The organism is Pectobacterium sp. HCp5_1, from assembly GCF_032905925.1.
In the GTDB taxonomy this organism is placed as follows: domain Bacteria; phylum Pseudomonadota; class Gammaproteobacteria; order Enterobacterales; family Enterobacteriaceae; genus Pectobacterium; species Pectobacterium brasiliense_A.
Genome location: NZ_JAUMIO010000006.1, coordinates 175280 through 191932, shown reverse-complemented (window position 1 = coordinate 191932; position 16653 = coordinate 175280). Strand labels below are relative to the sequence as shown.

At 49.5% G+C, this 16653-nt stretch carries 18 protein-coding genes and 1 tRNA gene; 14 read left to right on the top strand and 5 right to left on the bottom strand.

All coding sequences use genetic code 11. The features are described 5' to 3' along the window. The first annotated feature begins 264 nt into the window (after positions 1-264). Positions 265-1203 carry a malate dehydrogenase gene (gene mdh, locus Q3A88_RS07200; protein WP_014914106.1) on the top strand — a complete coding sequence of 313 codons (939 nt, stop codon included), beginning with the start codon at positions 265-267 and terminating at the stop codon, positions 1201-1203. 69 nt (positions 1204-1272) lie between these two features. Here mdh and Q3A88_RS07195 read toward each other — a convergent pair whose 3' ends face one another. Further along, entirely contained in the window at positions 1273-1536 is a 264-nt protein-coding gene (locus Q3A88_RS07195; RefSeq protein WP_010283012.1) for a helix-turn-helix domain-containing protein, read from the bottom strand. A 187-nt stretch (positions 1537-1723) separates the two neighbouring features. Between Q3A88_RS07195 and Q3A88_RS07190 the strand changes: the two genes are divergently transcribed. Beyond that, entirely contained in the window at positions 1724-2110 is a 387-nt protein-coding gene (locus Q3A88_RS07190) for a DNA-binding protein (protein ID WP_205604985.1), read from the top strand. A gap of 250 nt (positions 2111-2360) precedes the next feature. Continuing rightward, positions 2361-2735, top strand: coding sequence for a DNA-binding protein (locus Q3A88_RS07185; RefSeq protein ID WP_010283015.1), 375 nt, complete (start codon positions 2361-2363; stop codon positions 2733-2735). Between the two features lie 78 nt (positions 2736-2813). Here Q3A88_RS07185 and ispB read toward each other — a convergent pair whose 3' ends face one another. Next, positions 2814-3785, bottom strand: coding sequence for an octaprenyl diphosphate synthase (gene ispB, locus Q3A88_RS07180; protein WP_010283025.1), 972 nt, complete (start codon positions 3783-3785; stop codon positions 2814-2816). Positions 3786-4041: 256 nt separating this feature from the next. On the opposite strand from ispB, the gene rplU reads away from it, so the two are divergent. The 4 genes from rplU to cgtA all read left to right on the top strand — a co-directional run bounded on the left by rplU (position 4042) and on the right by cgtA (position 7114). Beyond that, positions 4042-4353 carry a 50S ribosomal protein L21 gene (rplU, locus tag Q3A88_RS07175; protein WP_010283026.1) on the top strand — a complete coding sequence of 104 codons (312 nt, stop codon included), beginning with the start codon at positions 4042-4044 and terminating at the stop codon, positions 4351-4353. Between the two features lie 19 nt (positions 4354-4372). Next, positions 4373-4630, top strand: a complete 258-nt coding sequence (gene rpmA, locus Q3A88_RS07170; RefSeq protein ID WP_005971498.1) for a 50S ribosomal protein L27 — start codon at positions 4373-4375, stop codon at positions 4628-4630. 89 nt (positions 4631-4719) lie between these two features. Then, the gene (locus tag Q3A88_RS07165) at positions 4720-5682 is read left to right on the top strand and encodes a DMT family transporter (protein WP_010283031.1); all 963 of its coding nucleotides are present in this window, start codon (positions 4720-4722) and stop codon (positions 5680-5682) included. A 259-nt stretch (positions 5683-5941) separates the two neighbouring features. Beyond that, positions 5942-7114: an Obg family GTPase CgtA gene (gene cgtA, locus Q3A88_RS07160; protein ID WP_039282291.1), complete on the top strand. Its 1173-nt coding sequence runs from the start codon at positions 5942-5944 to the stop codon at positions 7112-7114. 69 nt (positions 7115-7183) lie between these two features. Here the strand turns inward: cgtA and dacB are convergent, their stop codons facing one another. Beyond that, the gene (gene dacB / locus Q3A88_RS07155; protein WP_010283036.1) at positions 7184-8617 is read right to left on the bottom strand and encodes a serine-type D-Ala-D-Ala carboxypeptidase; all 1434 of its coding nucleotides are present in this window, start codon (positions 8615-8617) and stop codon (positions 7184-7186) included. A 268-nt stretch (positions 8618-8885) separates the two neighbouring features. On the opposite strand from dacB, the gene greA reads away from it, so the two are divergent. Beyond that, positions 8886-9362 carry a transcription elongation factor GreA gene (greA, locus tag Q3A88_RS07150; protein WP_010283037.1) on the top strand — a complete coding sequence of 159 codons (477 nt, stop codon included), beginning with the start codon at positions 8886-8888 and terminating at the stop codon, positions 9360-9362. Between the two features lie 128 nt (positions 9363-9490). Here the strand turns inward: greA and yhbY are convergent, their stop codons facing one another. Continuing rightward, complete coding sequence (gene yhbY, locus Q3A88_RS07145) at positions 9491-9784, bottom strand: ribosome assembly RNA-binding protein YhbY (protein WP_010283039.1); 294 nt, start codon at positions 9782-9784, stop codon at positions 9491-9493. Between the two features lie 143 nt (positions 9785-9927). Between yhbY and rlmE the strand changes: the two genes are divergently transcribed. The 6 genes from rlmE (at position 9928) to Q3A88_RS07115 (ending at position 15543) form a co-directional block, all read left to right on the top strand. Further along, on the top strand, positions 9928-10557 hold the full coding sequence (gene rlmE, locus Q3A88_RS07140; protein ID WP_012773268.1) for a 23S rRNA (uridine(2552)-2'-O)-methyltransferase RlmE: 630 nt from the start codon (positions 9928-9930) through the stop codon (positions 10555-10557). 56 nt (positions 10558-10613) lie between these two features. Beyond that, complete coding sequence (ftsH, locus tag Q3A88_RS07135; RefSeq protein ID WP_317177655.1) at positions 10614-12554, top strand: ATP-dependent zinc metalloprotease FtsH; 1941 nt, start codon at positions 10614-10616, stop codon at positions 12552-12554. 117 nt (positions 12555-12671) lie between these two features. Beyond that, positions 12672-13505 (top strand): dihydropteroate synthase, encoded by an 834-nt coding sequence (folP, locus tag Q3A88_RS07130; protein WP_039282270.1) that lies wholly within the window; start codon positions 12672-12674, stop codon positions 13503-13505. 7 nt (positions 13506-13512) lie between these two features. Next, the gene (gene glmM, locus Q3A88_RS07125; protein WP_010302570.1) at positions 13513-14850 is read left to right on the top strand and encodes a phosphoglucosamine mutase; all 1338 of its coding nucleotides are present in this window, start codon (positions 13513-13515) and stop codon (positions 14848-14850) included. 249 nt (positions 14851-15099) lie between these two features. Further along, positions 15100-15432: a preprotein translocase subunit SecG gene (gene secG / locus Q3A88_RS07120; protein ID WP_014914113.1), complete on the top strand. Its 333-nt coding sequence runs from the start codon at positions 15100-15102 to the stop codon at positions 15430-15432. Positions 15433-15456: 24 nt separating this feature from the next. Continuing rightward, a tRNA-Leu gene (locus Q3A88_RS07115) sits at positions 15457-15543 on the top strand. A gap of 62 nt (positions 15544-15605) precedes the next feature. Here the strand turns inward: Q3A88_RS07115 and Q3A88_RS07110 are convergent. Further along, the gene (locus Q3A88_RS07110) at positions 15606-16622 is read right to left on the bottom strand and encodes an NADP-dependent oxidoreductase (RefSeq protein ID WP_317177654.1); all 1017 of its coding nucleotides are present in this window, start codon (positions 16620-16622) and stop codon (positions 15606-15608) included. Positions 16623-16653 lie beyond the last annotated feature (31 nt).

Here is a 16653-nt window from a genome sequence, read left to right as displayed (position 1 = left end):
GGACGCCATCGATCGGTGTAATGTAGCGCACAGGTTAATCGCACGTGAATGAACACCGCGTTATAGCTCAATAGCTTATTAACTTTACTTACCTTTCAAACGAATGGTTGTTTTTGATTTATTATTAGAGACATAGCGTATTTTTTGTCTCTCATGTCATTTGTAGAAAGATAAGTAGGTTGCTCGTATCCCCATTTTTATATTCTGTTTATAACCAAATGAATTCACGGCACTTTTTTATTTTATGATAATAAGGAGTTTAGGATGAAAGTTGCAGTTCTCGGAGCAGCAGGTGGTATCGGTCAGGCACTCGCACTCCTCCTCAAAACCCAGCTTCCTTCAGGTTCAGAACTATCCCTTTACGATATCGCCCCAGTAACGCCGGGTGTTGCCGTCGATCTGAGCCACATTCCTACAGCAGTGAAGATCAAAGGCTATAGCGGTGAAGATGCTAAACCAGCGCTTGTTGGTGCAGATATCGTGCTGATCTCCGCAGGTGTGGCACGTAAACCTGGTATGGATCGTTCCGATCTGTTCAACGTCAATGCTGGCATTGTGCGTAACCTGGTTGAGCAAATTGCGGTTACTTGCCCGAAAGCCTGTATCGGTATCATCACCAACCCGGTGAATACGACCGTTGCCATTGCAGCCGAAGTGCTGAAAAAAGCGGGCGTATACGACAAAAACAAACTGTTCGGCGTCACCACGCTGGATATCATCCGTTCCAACACGTTCGTTGCTGAGCTGAAAGGCAAACAGCCGCAGGATATTAATGTGCCTGTTATCGGCGGACACTCTGGTGTGACGATCCTGCCTCTGCTGTCTCAGGTTCCTGGTATCAGCTTCAGCGAGCAGGAAGTGGCCGATCTGACCAAGCGTATCCAGAATGCGGGCACCGAGGTTGTTGAAGCCAAAGCAGGTGGCGGATCGGCTACGTTGTCGATGGGTCAGGCTGCGGCACGTTTTGGTCTGTCTCTGGTTCGCGCGCTGCAAGGCGAAAGCGGTGTGGTGGAATGTGCATACGTTGAAAGTGATGGCAAATATGCCCGCTTCTTCGCTCAACCGATTCTGTTAGGCAAAGACGGCGTCGCTGAGCGTAAAGACATCGGCACATTAAGCGCTTTTGAGCAAAATGCGCTTAACAGCATGCTGGATACGCTGAAGCAGGATATTGAGCTAGGCGAGACGTTCATCAAGAATTAATCATTGAGATTCTTGTAATACGTAGCGTTGAATAAAAAGCCGGAGATCGATATCTCCGGCTTTTCTTTTTTAATCGGGACGGATGAGTCTTTTTCTGTCGATAAGCTCATTGGTTTCTGGATTGTAGTACCGGCTTGGCCAAATCTCTGAGGGGTGAATACCCAGCGCATCGGCAATCAGCCATTCCCCCTTGGGCCAAGGGCGTGAGAGCGCATTAGCTAACGTCGATGAGCTTAATCCGGCCGCTCGCGATACCGCCGCCAGCGTCGTGTTTTTCTTGCGCAGTGCAGCAATGATATCAGCGGGATGCCAGTCTTGTTTCCTTAAAATCATAATCCTTCCCTTATTTGCTATAAGACGACTGTCGATTAGTGGTATAAATAACGGATGTTAGTTATATGCCGAACTAACATGACATTATTATTTGGAAATAATATAGCATTAATTTTCCTTAAAATTCTCAATTAATTTCCAAATAAGCGCGTTTTTGTTAGGGATGGCACTATCAGGATGAAAGGCAATGAAAAAAGAGTGGTTTGCTACCAGCGAATTGGTTGGAGTCGGCGGCCTTCCGAAATCAAGACAAGGATTAAATAAGCGCGCCCGCGAGGATGGATGGGAGAAGCGTCGCCGTAAAGGCGTCCAGGGAAGAGGAGTGGAGTACTCAATTCACAGCTTGCCGGATACGGTAAAGAAATCCCTATTACTCGAAATCGAGCCTTCCGCCTACTCGGCGAAACAGCCTGCGGCACTGGCCGTATGGATGCAGATTTATCAGCAACTATCTGAAAAAGAAAGAGATGATCTAATCGCTTATATTCTGCGAGTCGGAGTGTCCTCCACGCTGAGTCAGTTGGGTATTAGGCCATCAGATGAGGAGCCAATCTCATCAATGGAAATTGACTGAGAGCTACCGAGAGCAATCTCTTAAATTGCTGACGTTGGTGGTAAAAAGGGACCTGTATTTTCTTTCGCTTTACCGTATTGCTTCTGGCCGCGATGTTTCAGCATCGCGCTGGATTTAATCATTTCTTTATTACTTAGGTGTGTCGGTAACGCGTAAAAGTTAGCGGTTTAGGTAATTATAGTCTATTATATGGAAACTTTTGGGCGAGTTGACGTAATGCCTGTTCAAAACAAACAAGGGAGTGACGAGTATGGACAAAGAATGGTTTGCAACAAGTGAGCTGGTTGGCGTAGGTGGATTGCCTAAGTCACCGCAGGGGTTGAACAAGCGGGCGCGAGACGACGGTTGGGAAAAGCGCAGGCGGAAAGGGGTTCAAGGGCGCGGTGTCGAATATTCTATTCGCAGTTTGCCGAATGAGGTCAGGAACTCTCTACTGGTAAAAGAGAATCCGCCAACCGAATATTATCGTATCGATAATGAGCCGACCCTGCTGTCATCGTGGGTGCATATTTTCCATCAACTTTCCGTTGATGAACGAACCCGGCTGATTAATTTCATCTTGCGTGAAGGGACAATAGCGATGCTGTCTCGGCTGGATGATGTCACAATCGACCAGACTGCCTAAGTCTGGCGAACGAGTAGCGCTGCAAGACAGCGCTACTTATGAATTAACGATCTTATCAGATAAGAACCTTACACCACGTTAGAAATCGCGCTGTACGGCTAAATGGGCAAGGCCCTCGAGCGCCATACGGTATGGTGTTTCCGGCAGTTGCTGTAGTGCGCTAATTGCCTTATCTGCCTCTTCTTCGGCACGCTGCCGCGTATAATCAAGTGAACCGCATTGCTGCATGGCGGAAAGAACCGGTTCCAGCAAATGACGCCCGTTTCCTTCTTCAATGGCCTTGCGAATCAGCGAACTCTGTTCTGCATTTCCATGACGCATCGCATGCAGTAACGGCAGCGTTGGCTTGCCTTCATTGAGGTCATCGCCCGTGTTTTTACCCAGCGTTTTGCCGTCTGCGCTGTAATCTAGCAGATCGTCAATTAACTGGAATGCGGTGCCCAAATAGCGGCCATAGTCCTGAAGCGCTTTTTCTTGCTCTGGCGTCGCACCAGCAAGGATGGATGAAGATTGCGCGGCGGCTTCAAATAAACGCGCCGTTTTACTGTAAATGACGCGCATATAGCTTTCTTCAGTGATATCCGGGTCGTTACAGTTCATTAGCTGCAAGACTTCGCCTTCAGCAATCACGTTCACCGCTTCTGACATCAGCGCCAGCACACGTAATGATTCGAGGCTGGTCATCATCTGGAAGGCGCGCGTATAGATGAAATCCCCAACCAACACGCTTGCTGCGTTGCCAAAGGCGGCATTTGCTGTCGCTTTACCCCGGCGCATGTCGGACTCGTCTACCACATCATCATGTAGCAGCGTTGCGGTGTGGATAAATTCGATCAGTGCGGCGACAGTGACATGCTTATCACCGTTATAGTCGAGGGCTCTGGCTGCAAGTACAGCAATCATCGGGCGTATACGTTTTCCACCACCGCTGATGATGTAATGTCCAAGCTGGTTTATCAAAACGACGTCGGAATTCAGCTGTTCAAGAATGACGTTATTAACAGCCGCCATATCCTGTGCAGTCAATGCTGTAATTTGTTCTAGATTCATGGTTTGTGCCAACGTATGTCTTCAACACTGCCGTAAGATTGCTGTTGCATATCGGCAAGACGGAACTTATTGCGCCGATTGTACTTGAAAAATGAGATAGATAAACGGCAGTTGATACGTTGTATTCTTTTTCTTCACATCCGTTGATTATGCACTTGTCATCCTCAGTATTTTTGCGTAGAATTCGCGCCCTATTATGAATATTTATAGCGCGCTCTGAAACCTATTAACGGGTGCGCGGAAAGCGGAGTTTTATATGTACGCAGTTTTCCAAAGTGGTGGTAAACAACACCGAGTAAGCGAAGGTCAAACCGTTCGCTTGGAAAAGCTGGACATCGCAACTGGTGAAGCCGTTGAGTTTGACCAAGTTCTGATGGTTGCCAACGGTGAAGAAATCAAAATCGGCGTTCCTTTCGTCGATGGCGGTAAAATCAAAGCTGAAGTTGTTGCTCATGGTCGTGGCGAAAAGGTGAAGATCGTTAAGTTCCGTCGCCGTAAACACTACCGTAAGCAAGCAGGCCACCGTCAGTGGTTCACTGACGTGAAAATTACCGGCATCAGCGCTTAAGATTAGGAGAGCGGATTAAATGGCACACAAGAAAGCTGGCGGTTCAACCCGTAACGGTCGTGACTCTAACGCACAACGTCTTGGCGTAAAACGTTTTGGCGGCGAAAGTGTTCTGGCTGGCAACATCATCGTTCGTCAACGTGGTACTAAATTCCACGCAGGAACTAACGTTGGCTGCGGGAAAGATCATACTCTGTTTGCTTTGACTGATGGTAAAGTTCAGTTTGAAGTTAAAGGCCCGAAAAACCGTAAATTTATCAGCATCGTTGCTGAATAATTTTTCGCGTTAGGTCTTACGGATTTAAGCCCCGCAATTCTTTGCGGGGCTTTTTACATTCTGATTCTGAGTAAATCATCTGGATAAGTATGAATACTAAACAACAGACGGGTATCGGTCTGTGTCTGGCGCTGACTACGGCAGTTTGCTGGGGGGCGTTACCGATAGCCATGAAACAGGTTCTGGTAGTGATGGAACCTTATACGATTGTTTGGTATCGCTTTTTTATCGCGTCGATTGGACTCGGCATTATTCTGTCATCCCGTAAGACGTTGCCGCCAATGCGGGTTTTCCGGCATCGGCGTTGGTGGGTTCTGCTACTGATTGCGACGGCTGGACTGCTGGGTAACTTTGTTTTCTTTAGCTCGTCTCTGCAATATCTGAGCCCGACAGCGTCTCAGGTTATCGGGCAACTTTCCCCTGTAGGCATGATGTTCGCCAGCGTACTTATCCTAAAGGAAAAGATGCGCGGCACGCAGGTCATTGGCGCGATCATGCTGATTTGCGGTCTGATCCTGTTTTTTAATACCAGCTTGATTGAGATTTTTACCCGACTGACTGACTACACGCTGGGCGTGTTGCTGGGTGTTTGTGCCTCGGCAGTATGGGTATCCTATGGCGTAGCGCAGAAAGTCCTATTGCGACGCCTGACATCGCAGCAGATTCTGTTTCTGTTATATGTGCTGTGCGTCGTCTTTATCACGCCTTTTGCCAAGCTTGAGGTTATTTTTCAACTGAGTAACTGGCAGCTTATTTGCCTGCTCTTTTGTGGTGCGAATACGTTGATTGGCTATGGTGCGCTGGCGGAGGCAATGGCTCGCTGGCAGGCATCACAGGTTAGTGCGGTCATTACGTTGACGCCGTTGTTTACGCTGCTGTTTTCCGATCTATTGGCATTAGGATGGCCGACTTTCTTTGCTGCGCCAGTACTGAATTGGGTCGGCTATGTGGGCGCTTTTGTCGTTGTTGCGGGCGCTATGTTTTCCGCTATCGGGCATCGCCTCTTACCCGGCAAGAAAGAACCCGTTCCGCCATTGATGGTGCAGAAGTAGCCTAAAAGAAAGCGTATTGCAGCGGTCACGGCCGCCTTTTGACATTCTGCATGTGTTGTTTATTTTTAATACAGATGAAATTATTGGAGCAGGCAGGTACAATCCGCTCCTTTGCTGGAATGCGTTCTGGTGCGTCAGTTTTTTAATGGTGAGTAGAAATACGCTACATGCCGTAAAATCAAAAAGTTACGCCAAGAAGAACCAATAACAAGCCTAAAACACGTAGATATTCTCTATTGGTTTTTTGCGGAGAGAATCAATGAAGTTTGTAGATGAAGCCACAATTCTCGTTGTGGCAGGCGATGGCGGTAACGGTTGTGTCAGCTTTCGCCGTGAAAAATATATTCCCAACGGCGGTCCGGACGGTGGTGACGGCGGCGATGGCGGTGACGTTTATCTGCTGGCAGACGAAAACCTGAACACGCTGATCGACTATCGTTTTGAAAAATCCTTCCGCGCTGAGCGTGGACAAAACGGGCAAAGTCGTGACTGTACGGGCAAACGCGGCAAAGATATTACGATTAAAGTCCCTGTTGGTACCCGTGTTCTGGATCAGGGAACCGGCGAAGTGCTGGGCGATATGACCCGCCATCAGCAGAGCCTGATGGTGGCGAAAGGCGGCTGGCATGGTTTAGGTAACACGCGTTTTAAATCGTCCGTCAACCGTGCCCCTCGTCAGAAGACCAGCGGCACGAAAGGCGAAGAGCGTGAGCTGACGCTGGAACTATTGTTGCTGGCTGACGTGGGTATGCTTGGCCTGCCTAACGCAGGTAAATCGACCTTTATCCGCGCAGTATCAGCGGCGAAGCCGAAAGTGGCTGATTATCCGTTTACCACTCTGGTACCAAGCCTTGGCGTTGTCCGTATGGATAGCGAGCAGAGCTTTGTTGTGGCGGATATCCCTGGTTTGATTGAAGGCGCATCTGAAGGGGCTGGGTTAGGGATTCGCTTCCTGAAACACCTTGAACGCTGCCGTGTACTGTTGCATCTGGTTGATTTAGCACCGATTGATGAGTCAGACCCAATTGAAAATGCCAAAATCATTATCAACGAGTTAGAGCAGTATGGCGCGGGTTTGGCAGAAAAACCACGTTGGCTGGTTTTCAACAAGGTTGATTTGATCGACAAGGCTGAAGCGGAAAAACGTGCCAAAGAGATTGCGGCTGCGCTTGGCTGGGATGATAAATACTATCTGATTTCTGCAGCGAACCGTGAAGGCGTCAACCCACTTTGCTGGGATGTGATGAATTTCCTGAAAGCCAATCCGAAAGTAACGGCAATTGCCGAAAGCGCACCGGAAAAAGTTGAGTTCATGTGGGATGATTATCACCGCGAACAGCTGGCTGAAATAGAAAAAGAAGCCGAAGAAGAGTGGGATGATGACTGGGACGATGAAGATGATGAAGGTGTTGAGATCATCTATCAAAAGTAATGCGTTCTTCTGTTAGTCAGGTCTTACATACGCGGGCTTATCCCATCAGGGTAAGCCCGCGTTGTTCTTTTAATTGCTCTGATAAATATCTTTATAGAGACGGCTTTCAAATCTCACCAGAGGGACGCGACGTGCGCGCTGGTCTTCTGGCGGTACGGCATAGCCAGACAGGAACTGGACGAATGCCATACGTTGGCCGCTCGCGGTAGTAATGAAGCCTGCCAGATTGTATACGCCCTGCAATGCCCCGGTTTTAGCCGAAACCTTGCCATCCACGCCAGCTTCATGCAGGCCGCCACGATAACGCAGCGTGCCGTCATAGCCGGAAAGCGGAAGCATCGTGATGTAATTCAGTTCATTATCGTGCTGTGCGATGTACTGCAAGACCTGCATCATCGTTTCCGGTGAAATCAGGTTATGGCGCGACAGGCCTGAACCATCGACAACAATGCTGTTTCCTAAATCTACACCCGCCTTCTGACGCAGAATTTGTCGCACGGCATCTGCACCCGCGCGCCACGTACCCGGCACGCTAAAACGCTCATGGCCAATAGTACGAAAGACCGTATCGGCAATCATATTGTCTGATTTTTTCAACATGATAGTGAGCAGGTCGTGCAGTGGTGCTGACTGTGTCTGAGCCAGTACGCTTCCTGCCGGACCAGGCTGCGTCTGGCGACGAAGGCTGCCTTTAATACGGATATCAGCCTGCTGTAGCTCATCTTTAACGATAGCGCCGGCATAGCTGGCCCCGTCCTGAATCGCGAATGCCAGCGGAAGCGGTTCTGTGCGCTGAACCAGACAGCCGGTAAGCGTAAAGCGATTTAATTCCCCGGGGACTACATCCAATTCGCAGTATTGGGCATCGGCTGAACCTTTAGCTAGCGTGCGGACTTCGCTGAACATTTGCACCGGATAATAGGATGCAACGCGGATAAACGCATTATCACCCGCTTTAGGCGCACTGTAGAGTGAGACGGAGAAGCAGTTGCGATCGACAATCGCGGCACCCGGCGGGGCGCTGAAGCACTGTGTCATATCGTTCCAGGGCCAGCCCGGCGCTTTATCGTGACTGGCGAACACTGAGGTGTCGATCAGCACGTCCCCCGCGATTTCCTGTATCCCGCGCTTTCTTAATTCCTGCACCATATTCCGTATTTGCTGGCGCTTAAGCGTAGGATCGCCGCTGAATCGTACGATGAGATTACCGTTCAGAATACCGCTGGTAACAGGTCCGTGGCTTTCCATCGTGGTGATGAACCGATAATCTGGACCTAATTGCAGTAATGCAGCTAATGCGGTTATCACCTTTTGCGTACTGGCTGGAAGCGCCATTTGCTGGCTATTGAAGGCCATACTGGGTGTTGTTGCGCCAACTTTTTGTACCAATAGCGCCAAATTGGCACCGTCTGGTAAATATTGGCGATGATCCTCAACAGAAGCTGCATTGGCATGCAGAACAAAAGCGCAGGCAAGTCCGGTAACAATCGATGAAAAACGCATAATCTCAGCTAATAACGGGGTAACGTGTGGTCATACTACGGCGCAACAAGGTCTAAAGTAAACGATGACCCTCATTGAACTCTGGGGTAAAATACGTATCAAAATGCAAAACCGCTGCTAGCCTGGAAATTTTGTTCCGGGGCTGGTTGCTTTTGTTTTATGTCCAGTGAGGACTGGCACGTTGCAGAGACTCCGTCGCCTTTGATTTTTAGCGCGTCAGGATGACGATTATTTGAGTCTTACGGACTTTTTTAGAGGTATAGACAATATGAAACAATTTCCGATGACGTTGCGTGGTGCTGAAAAATTGCGCGAAGAGCTTGACCACCTGAAATCTGTGCGTCGACCTGAAATTATTGCGGCGATTGCCGAAGCGCGTGAGCACGGCGATCTGAAAGAGAATGCAGAATATCATGCCGCACGCGAGCAGCAGGGCTTCTGTGAAGGACGTATTCAAGACATTGAAGCTAAATTATCTAACGCACAGGTTATCGATGTTACGAAGATGACTGCGAACGGGCGTGTTATTTTTGGTTCCACCGTGACGGTGATGAATCTGGATAACGATGAAGAGCAAACTTATCGGATTGTTGGTGATGACGAAGCAGATTTTAAACAGAATCTGATCTCGGTAAATTCGCCCATCGCGCGTGGTCTGATCGGCAAAGAGCAAGATGACGTTGTGGTTATCCGTACGCCGGGCGGCGACGTGGAATATGAGATCCTGAAGGTCGAATATCTGTAAATTTTGCCGTATTGTTGATTAAAACAGCAAAAATTGTAAAGAAAAGAAAAAGGCCGCTTGCGGCCTTTTCTCTAACCGAGAGGCATGGCACCTTTCCGTTAAAACCGAGTATCCAGAAATAAAAAGTGTTATCGTGGTAACACAATTTTACGTTCTTTCGCAGGACGGTAGAGCACCAACGTATGGCCGATAACCTGAACGTTAGCAGCACCCGTTTCACGAACAATCGCTTCAACAATCAAGGCTTTGGTTTCGCGGTCTTCTGTCGCTACTTTTATCTTGATCAGCTCGTGATGCGCCAATGCTTGTTCGATCTCAGCCAAAACACCTTCGGTGAGACCGTTATTGCCCAGCATGACAACCGGTTTTAGCGGATGTGCCAAGCCTTTCAGGTGTTGTTTTTGTTTATTACTTAGGTTCATTGTCTTTTTTACTTAGGTTGGGATTGAAAACGGGTCATTCTACCGCCATCTCATGATTATAACCAATTTGACTGTTCTGATTGGTAATATGTGAGAAGTTTCTCCCCACCACGAGCGTGTTACTGAGAATAGTTGGAAAATCGATGGCGAATAAAAAGCGTTCTGCAAGTTCCAGTCGCTGGTTGCAGGAACACTTTAGCGATAAATATGTGCAGCAGGCCCAGAAAAAAGGGCTGCGCTCGCGTGCTTGGTTTAAACTTGACGAAATACAGCAGAGCGACAAACTGTTTAAACCCGGTATGACAGTTGTGGATTTAGGCGCTGCGCCGGGCGGCTGGTCACAGTATGTGGTCACGCAAATTGGTGGAAATGGTCGAATTATCGCGTGTGATATTTTGCCGATGGATCCGATTGTTGGCGTCGATTTCCTGCAAGGGGACTTTCGTGATGAACTGGTCCTCAAAGCCTTGCTCGAAAGGGTTGGCGATAGCAAAGTTCAGGTGGTGATGTCTGACATGGCCCCTAACATGAGTGGTACACCAGCCGTTGATATTCCGAAGTCGATGTATCTGGTTGAATTAGCACTTGGTATGTGTCGGGATGTATTAGCGCCAGGCGGAAGTTTCCTGGTGAAAGTGTTTCAGGGAGAAGGCTTTGATGAATACCTGCGGGAAATTCGCTCCCTGTTTACGAAAGTGAAAATTCGTAAACCAGACGCCTCACGTGCCCGGTCTCGTGAAGTGTATATTGTAGCGACAGGGCGGAAACTGTAGTACCCTAACGCTGTTTTTTAACACAGTTGTAATATGAGGTTAATCCCTTGAGTGACATGGCGAAAAACCTAATTCTCTGGTTAGTCATCGCAGTGGTGCTGATGTCTGTTTTCCAGAGCTTTGGGCCCAGCGAGTCGAATGGCCGTAGGGTGGATTATTCAACCTTCTTGACTGAAGTGAATCAGGATCAGGTCCGTGAAGCACGTATTAACGGGCGTGAGATCAGTGTTATCAAAAAAGACAGCAACAGATACACGACTTACATTCCTGTCAATGACCCCAAGCTACTGGATAACCTGCTAACGAAGAACGTGAAAGTCGTTGGTGAGCCGCCGGAAGAACCGAGCTTGCTGGCTTCTATCTTTATTTCTTGGTTCCCGATGCTGTTACTGATTGGCGTCTGGATCTTCTTCATGCGTCAAATGCAAGGCGGCGGCGGTAAAGGCGCTATGTCCTTCGGCAAGAGCAAAGCGCGTATGCTGACTGAAGATCAGATCAAGACGACGTTTGCTGATGTAGCGGGTTGTGACGAAGCGAAGGAAGAGGTTAGCGAACTGGTCGAGTACCTGCGCGAACCTAGCCGTTTCCAGAAACTGGGCGGTAAAATTCCGAAAGGCATTCTGATGGTCGGCCCGCCGGGAACCGGTAAAACGCTGCTGGCAAAAGCAATTGCCGGTGAAGCGAAAGTGCCTTTCTTTACGATTTCCGGTTCTGATTTCGTTGAAATGTTTGTCGGTGTCGGTGCTTCTCGTGTCCGTGACATGTTCGAACAGGCGAAGAAAGCCGCGCCTTGTATCATCTTTATCGATGAAATCGACGCCGTTGGCCGTCAGCGTGGCGCAGGTTTGGGCGGTGGTCACGATGAACGTGAACAAACGCTGAACCAAATGCTGGTTGAGATGGACGGCTTTGAAGGCAACGAGGGCATTATTGTCATCGCGGCAACTAACCGCCCTGATGTTCTTGACCCAGCGTTGCTGCGTCCAGGTCGTTTTGACCGTCAGGTTGTGGTTGGCCTGCCAGATGTTCGCGGTCGTGAGCAGATTCTGAAAGTTCACATGCGTCGCGTACCGCTGTCTCCAGATATCGATGCGTCAGTGATTGCACGTGGTACACCAGGCTTCTCTGGTGCGGATTTGGCTAACCTGGTTAACGAAGCCGCATTGTTCTCCGCTCGTGGCAACAAACGCGTTGTTTCGATGGTCGAGTTCGAGAAAGCGAAAGACAAAATCATGATGGGTGCAGAGCGCCGTTCCATGGTAATGACTGAGAAGCAGAAAGAATCGACGGCGTATCATGAAGCGGGGCACGCCATCATTGGTCGTCTGGTGCCAGAACACGATCCAGTTCATAAAGTGACGATCATTCCGCGTGGTCGTGCGCTGGGTGTGACATTCTTCCTGCCTGAAGGCGATGCGATCAGCGCCAGCCGTCAGAAACTGGAAAGCCAGATCTCTACGCTGTACGGTGGTCGACTGGCCGAAGAAATTATTTATGGCGTGGAACATGTTTCTACGGGCGCGTCCAACGACATCAAAGTGGCAACCTCGATTGCTCGCAACATGGTGACGCAGTGGGGCTTCTCTGAAAAACTTGGTCCATTGCTCTATGCGGAAGAAGAGGGTGAGGTATTCCTCGGTCGTTCCGTGGCAAAAGCCAAGCATATGTCAGATGAAACCGCGCGTATTATCGATCAGGAAGTAAAATCGCTGATTGAACGTAACTATGTGCGTGCTCGTGAACTGTTGATGGCAAACATGGACATTCTTCACTCAATGAAAGATGCGTTGATGAAGTATGAAACCATTGATGCGCCGCAGATCGATGACCTGATGGGACGTAAAAAAGAAGTACGTCCGCCAGCAGGTTGGGAAGAGTCTCGTTCTGACAACGATTCTGGTAACGGTGGCGGTACACCTAAAGCCCCTACGCCAGTAGATGAGCCGCAGACGCCTAATCCTGGTAATACGATGTCTGAGCAAGTGGACGACAAATAATCCGCCTGCGATTCACATCTGTAACTTACGAAACCCCAGCTCAGGCTGGGGTTTTTTACTGGGAGTGTTCTTCGAACCACATTTCATGCTAACTACACCAGACTGCGGAGGTAAATCATGCAACTGGTCGCCAGAGACTCAACGCTGGATCTTTCCTGCCCACACATCATGGGCATTCTTAACGTCACGCCGGACTCTTTTTCCGATGGTGGTAAACACAACAAGCTCGATGCGGCATTACTGCACGTTCAGGAGATGGTTAACGCTGGTGCGACCCTGATTGATATTGGCGGTGAATCGACGCGTCCCGGAGCGGCTGAGGTGAGCACGGAAGAAGAGCTGAACCGTGTGGTACCCGTGGTTGAAGCCATTGCTAAACGCTTTGACGTATGGATCTCGGTCGATACCTCAAAGCCAGAAGTGATGACAGCATCGGCGCAGGCGGGAGCACATCTGATTAATGATATCCGCGCTTTGCAAGAGCCCGGAGCTCTGGAGGCGGCGGCGGCAACAGGTTTGCCAGTATGCCTGATGCATATGCAGGGTATGCCGAGAACTATGCAGCACAAACCGCATTATGATGACCTGATGCAGGACATTGGCGATTTCTTGCAGCAGCAGATTGATCGCTGTGTGAGCGCCAATATTCCGAAAAGTAAGCTATTGCTGGATCCTGGGTTCGGATTCGGTAAGAATCTTGCCCATAACTATGCGCTTCTGGCTCGTCTGAGCGAATTACATCGTTTTGAACTGCCTCTTCTGGTTGGCATGTCGAGGAAATCCATGATTGGACAGATCCTCAATGTGCCGCCTGCGCAGCGGGTTCACGGCAGCATCGCCTGCGCAGTGATTGCGGCGATGCAGGGAGCACAGATTATTCGCGTGCACGATGTTAAAGAAACGGCTGATGCCATGCGCATTGTTGAGGCCACCCTTTCTGCGAAGGAATAAAAACGAGATGAGTAACCGCAAATATTTTGGTACCGATGGCGTACGTGGCAAGGTTGGCGATACGCCGATTACCCCTGATTTTGTGCTTAAACTGGGTTGGGCCGCTGGGAAAGTTCTCGCGCGGCATGGTTCTCGTAAGATTATCATCGGCAAAGATACCCGTATTTCTGGCTATATGCTGGAGTCTGCGCTGGAAGCCGGGCTGGCAGCTGCGGGTTTGTCGGCCTCTTTTACCGGCCCGATGCCGACGCCTGCGGTTGCTTATCTGACCCGTACGTTCCGTGCTGAAGCGGGTATCGTGATTTCTGCTTCTCACAACCCGTATTACGACAACGGTATTAAATTCTTCTCCATTGACGGCACCAAGCTGCCGGATGACGTAGAAGAAGCGATCGAGGCTGAACTGGAAAAACCGCTGACGTGTGTTGAGTCGGCTGAATTAGGCAAAGCTAGCCGCATTGTTGACGCTGCTGGACGCTACATCGAATTTTGTAAGGGAACGTTCCCGAGCGAACTGAGCCTTAACGGTTTAAAGATCGTCGTCGATTGTGCCAATGGCGCTACCTATCACATCGCCCCTAGCGTATTGCGCGAGCTTGGCGCTAAAGTCATCGCCATTGGCTGTGAGCCTGATGGGATGAACATCAATGAAGAATGCGGGGCGACGGACGTCAGACAGCTACAGGCGCGCGTACTGGCTGAGAAAGCGGACGTTGGGCTGGCGTTTGACGGCGATGGCGATCGGCTCATCATGGTCGACCATTTAGGTAACAAGGTTGATGGCGATCAGATCCTGTATATCATCGCCCGCGAAGGTCTACGTCAGGGGCAACTGCGCGGTGGCGCGGTGGGCACGCTGATGAGTAACATGGGGCTTGAGGTAGCGTTAAAGCAGCTGGGTATCCCGTTTGCTCGTGCCAAAGTGGGCGACCGCTATGTATTAGAAATGATGCAGGCAAAAGGGTGGCGCATCGGGGCAGAAAACTCCGGCCATGTGATCCTGCTGGATAAAACCACGACGGGCGACGGTGTGATTGCCGGTTTGCAAGTTCTTACCGCGATAGTGAAAAACCATATGAGCCTGCATGATTTATGCAGCGGTATGAAGCTGTTTCCACAGATTCTGGTCAATGTGCGGTTTACAGGGGAACACGATCCGCTGGAAGACAAAAACGTGCAGCAGATTACGCAGGATGTGGAAAAAGAATTGGCCGGACGCGGGCGGGTATTGCTGCGTAAATCCGGTACTGAGCCACTCATTCGCGTTATGGTTGAGGGTGAACACGAAGAGACGGTAATCGCGTTGGCGAACCGTATTGCCGATGCGGTAAAAGCCGCTGGTTGAGGGCGTTTTTGATTCGCCAATCAGGGAGATAAGGCTTTCGATAGGTATCTTGCGTCGAAAGCCGCTGTTTTTTTCTGCAATCAACCTGTGGTGACTAAATTACCCTTGCGTACGCTACATCCTTTGGTTAGTATTCAGACCCGCTTGATAAGGGATGTTCTACATCCTGCTTCGCGGAATGACACGCGGTTTACCGCCAGAATATAGCATCTCCATGAATCATGGGGAAAACGGTTAACGGGTACGACTATGTACGAAGCTCTATTAGTGATTTTCCTGTTAGTATCGATCGGGCTGGTTGCCTTGATCATGCTGCAGCAGGGTAAAGGTGCTGATATGGGAGCGTCGTTCGGAGCAGGTGCTTCTGCCACTTTGTTCGGTTCGAGCGGCTCTGGTAATTTCATGACCCGCATGACGGCGATACTGGCGACCCTGTTCTTCATTATCAGTCTCATTCTGGGCAACTTAAGTTCGCTGCAGAAAAGAGGCGGTGCATGGGATAACCTAAGCCAGCCAGAAAAAGCCGAGCAGACGACAACGCCTGCTGCGCCTTCAACGCCGGCGAGTGACATTCCGAAGTAAGCGTTTTAAAGCAGTAATTGTGATGCCGTGGTGGTGGAATTGGTAGACACGCTACCTTGAGGTGGTAGTGCCCGATTGGGCTTACGGGTTCAAGTCCCGTCCTCGGTACCAACATAAAAAATAGACGTCAATAGACGTCTATTTTTTTGTCTTTAATTTACTGTCTCAGTGCCTTACAGGCGCACCAGCTGCTTGCCAAAGTGTTTGCTGTCTAATAAGTCGATAAAGGCTTGAGGCGCATTCTCTATTCCCTCAATAATGTTCTCTCGATATTTTAACTGCCCTTTCTCCACGGCATCCAATAGCCAGATATTTGCTTCCGCATAGTCTTTGAACCATTCCGTCACAAGAAAAAAGCGGCTTAGCGGGGCATCGGGCAGAGAAGAAAAAAATGCTACCGTGCTGGATGCGTCAACGTCAGGATCTTGATTGTATTGTGCCGCACTGCCACAGACGGGGACTCTTGCGCCTTCGTTAAGCAGTTTGGCCACAAAAAGTGAAACCCTGCCGCCAACGTTTTCAAAATAGATATCAATTCCGTCAGGGCAGGCAGCCCGCAAGGCGTGATTTAAGTCATCTTCTTTATAGTTAACACAGGCATCAAAGCCTAATGTCTCAATGACATAGCGACATTTCTCTTCGCTTCCAGCCAGACCGACAACCCGGCATCCAGCCTGTTTACCTAACTGACCGACGACGGAACCAACGCCCCCTGATGCGGCGGATACCACCAGCGTCTCTCCCGCTTTGGGTTTGGCAATTTTGTTCATGCCAAAATAAGCGGAACGTCCCGGTGTGCCTACCGCGCCGAGAAAAATAGAGGGTGACAGAGCCGTTGGCGGCAGGCGATGCGTAATAAAATCCTGAGGCGTGCCGACATAGTATTTCTGCCAGCCTGAAAACGTGAACACGCAATCTCCAACCTTAAAGTGTGGGTTCTTCGTTGCCACGACGTAGCCTACCGTTTCACCTTGAATCACTTCTCCCTGTTTGATTGGGCTCACATAGGCTGTGTTCTTGTTAAGCCGTGGGCGTGTATAAAGGTCAATGGATAGCCATTTGTTTTCAACCAGATATTCGCCGGGCTGTAGTGCATTGATATGGCGTTCTTCGAGCCTGAAATCCTCTAACTGTGCGGGGCCATCAGGATGACGATTCAGTACAATCAGCTTGTTTTCTAACGGGTTCATAATATTCCCTATATTTAGCATTCATGATGTT

Bases quoted from the DNA above. Each gene is read 5' to 3' on its own strand.
- Q3A88_RS07165 (WP_010283031.1), top strand. From the start codon at position 4,720: ATGAATACTAAACAACAGACGGGTATCGGTCTGTGTCTGGCGCTGACT.
- glmM (WP_010302570.1), top strand. From the start codon at position 13,513: ATGAGTAACCGCAAATATTTTGGTACCGATGGCGTACGTGGCAAGGTT.
- yhbY (WP_010283039.1), bottom strand. From the start codon at position 9,784: ATGAACCTAAGTAATAAACAAAAACAACACCTGAAAGGCTTGGCACAT.
- dacB (WP_010283036.1), bottom strand. From the start codon at position 8,617: ATGCGTTTTTCATCGATTGTTACCGGACTTGCCTGCGCTTTTGTTCTG.
- ispB (WP_010283025.1), bottom strand. From the start codon at position 3,785: ATGAATCTAGAACAAATTACAGCATTGACTGCACAGGATATGGCGGCT.
- ftsH (WP_317177655.1), top strand. From the start codon at position 10,614: ATGGCGAAAAACCTAATTCTCTGGTTAGTCATCGCAGTGGTGCTGATG.
- folP (WP_039282270.1), top strand. From the start codon at position 12,672: ATGCAACTGGTCGCCAGAGACTCAACGCTGGATCTTTCCTGCCCACAC.
- Q3A88_RS07195 (WP_010283012.1), bottom strand. From the start codon at position 1,536: ATGATTTTAAGGAAACAAGACTGGCATCCCGCTGATATCATTGCTGCA.
- Q3A88_RS07185 (WP_010283015.1), top strand. From the start codon at position 2,361: ATGGACAAAGAATGGTTTGCAACAAGTGAGCTGGTTGGCGTAGGTGGA.
- Q3A88_RS07110 (WP_317177654.1), bottom strand. From the start codon at position 16,622: ATGAACCCGTTAGAAAACAAGCTGATTGTACTGAATCGTCATCCTGAT.
- rlmE (WP_012773268.1), top strand. From the start codon at position 9,928: ATGGCGAATAAAAAGCGTTCTGCAAGTTCCAGTCGCTGGTTGCAGGAA.
- rplU (WP_010283026.1), top strand. From the start codon at position 4,042: ATGTACGCAGTTTTCCAAAGTGGTGGTAAACAACACCGAGTAAGCGAA.
- rpmA (WP_005971498.1), top strand. From the start codon at position 4,373: ATGGCACACAAGAAAGCTGGCGGTTCAACCCGTAACGGTCGTGACTCT.
- mdh (WP_014914106.1), top strand. From the start codon at position 265: ATGAAAGTTGCAGTTCTCGGAGCAGCAGGTGGTATCGGTCAGGCACTC.
- Q3A88_RS07190 (WP_205604985.1), top strand. From the start codon at position 1,724: ATGAAAAAAGAGTGGTTTGCTACCAGCGAATTGGTTGGAGTCGGCGGC.
- greA (WP_010283037.1), top strand. From the start codon at position 8,886: ATGAAACAATTTCCGATGACGTTGCGTGGTGCTGAAAAATTGCGCGAA.
- secG (WP_014914113.1), top strand. From the start codon at position 15,100: ATGTACGAAGCTCTATTAGTGATTTTCCTGTTAGTATCGATCGGGCTG.
- cgtA (WP_039282291.1), top strand. From the start codon at position 5,942: ATGAAGTTTGTAGATGAAGCCACAATTCTCGTTGTGGCAGGCGATGGC.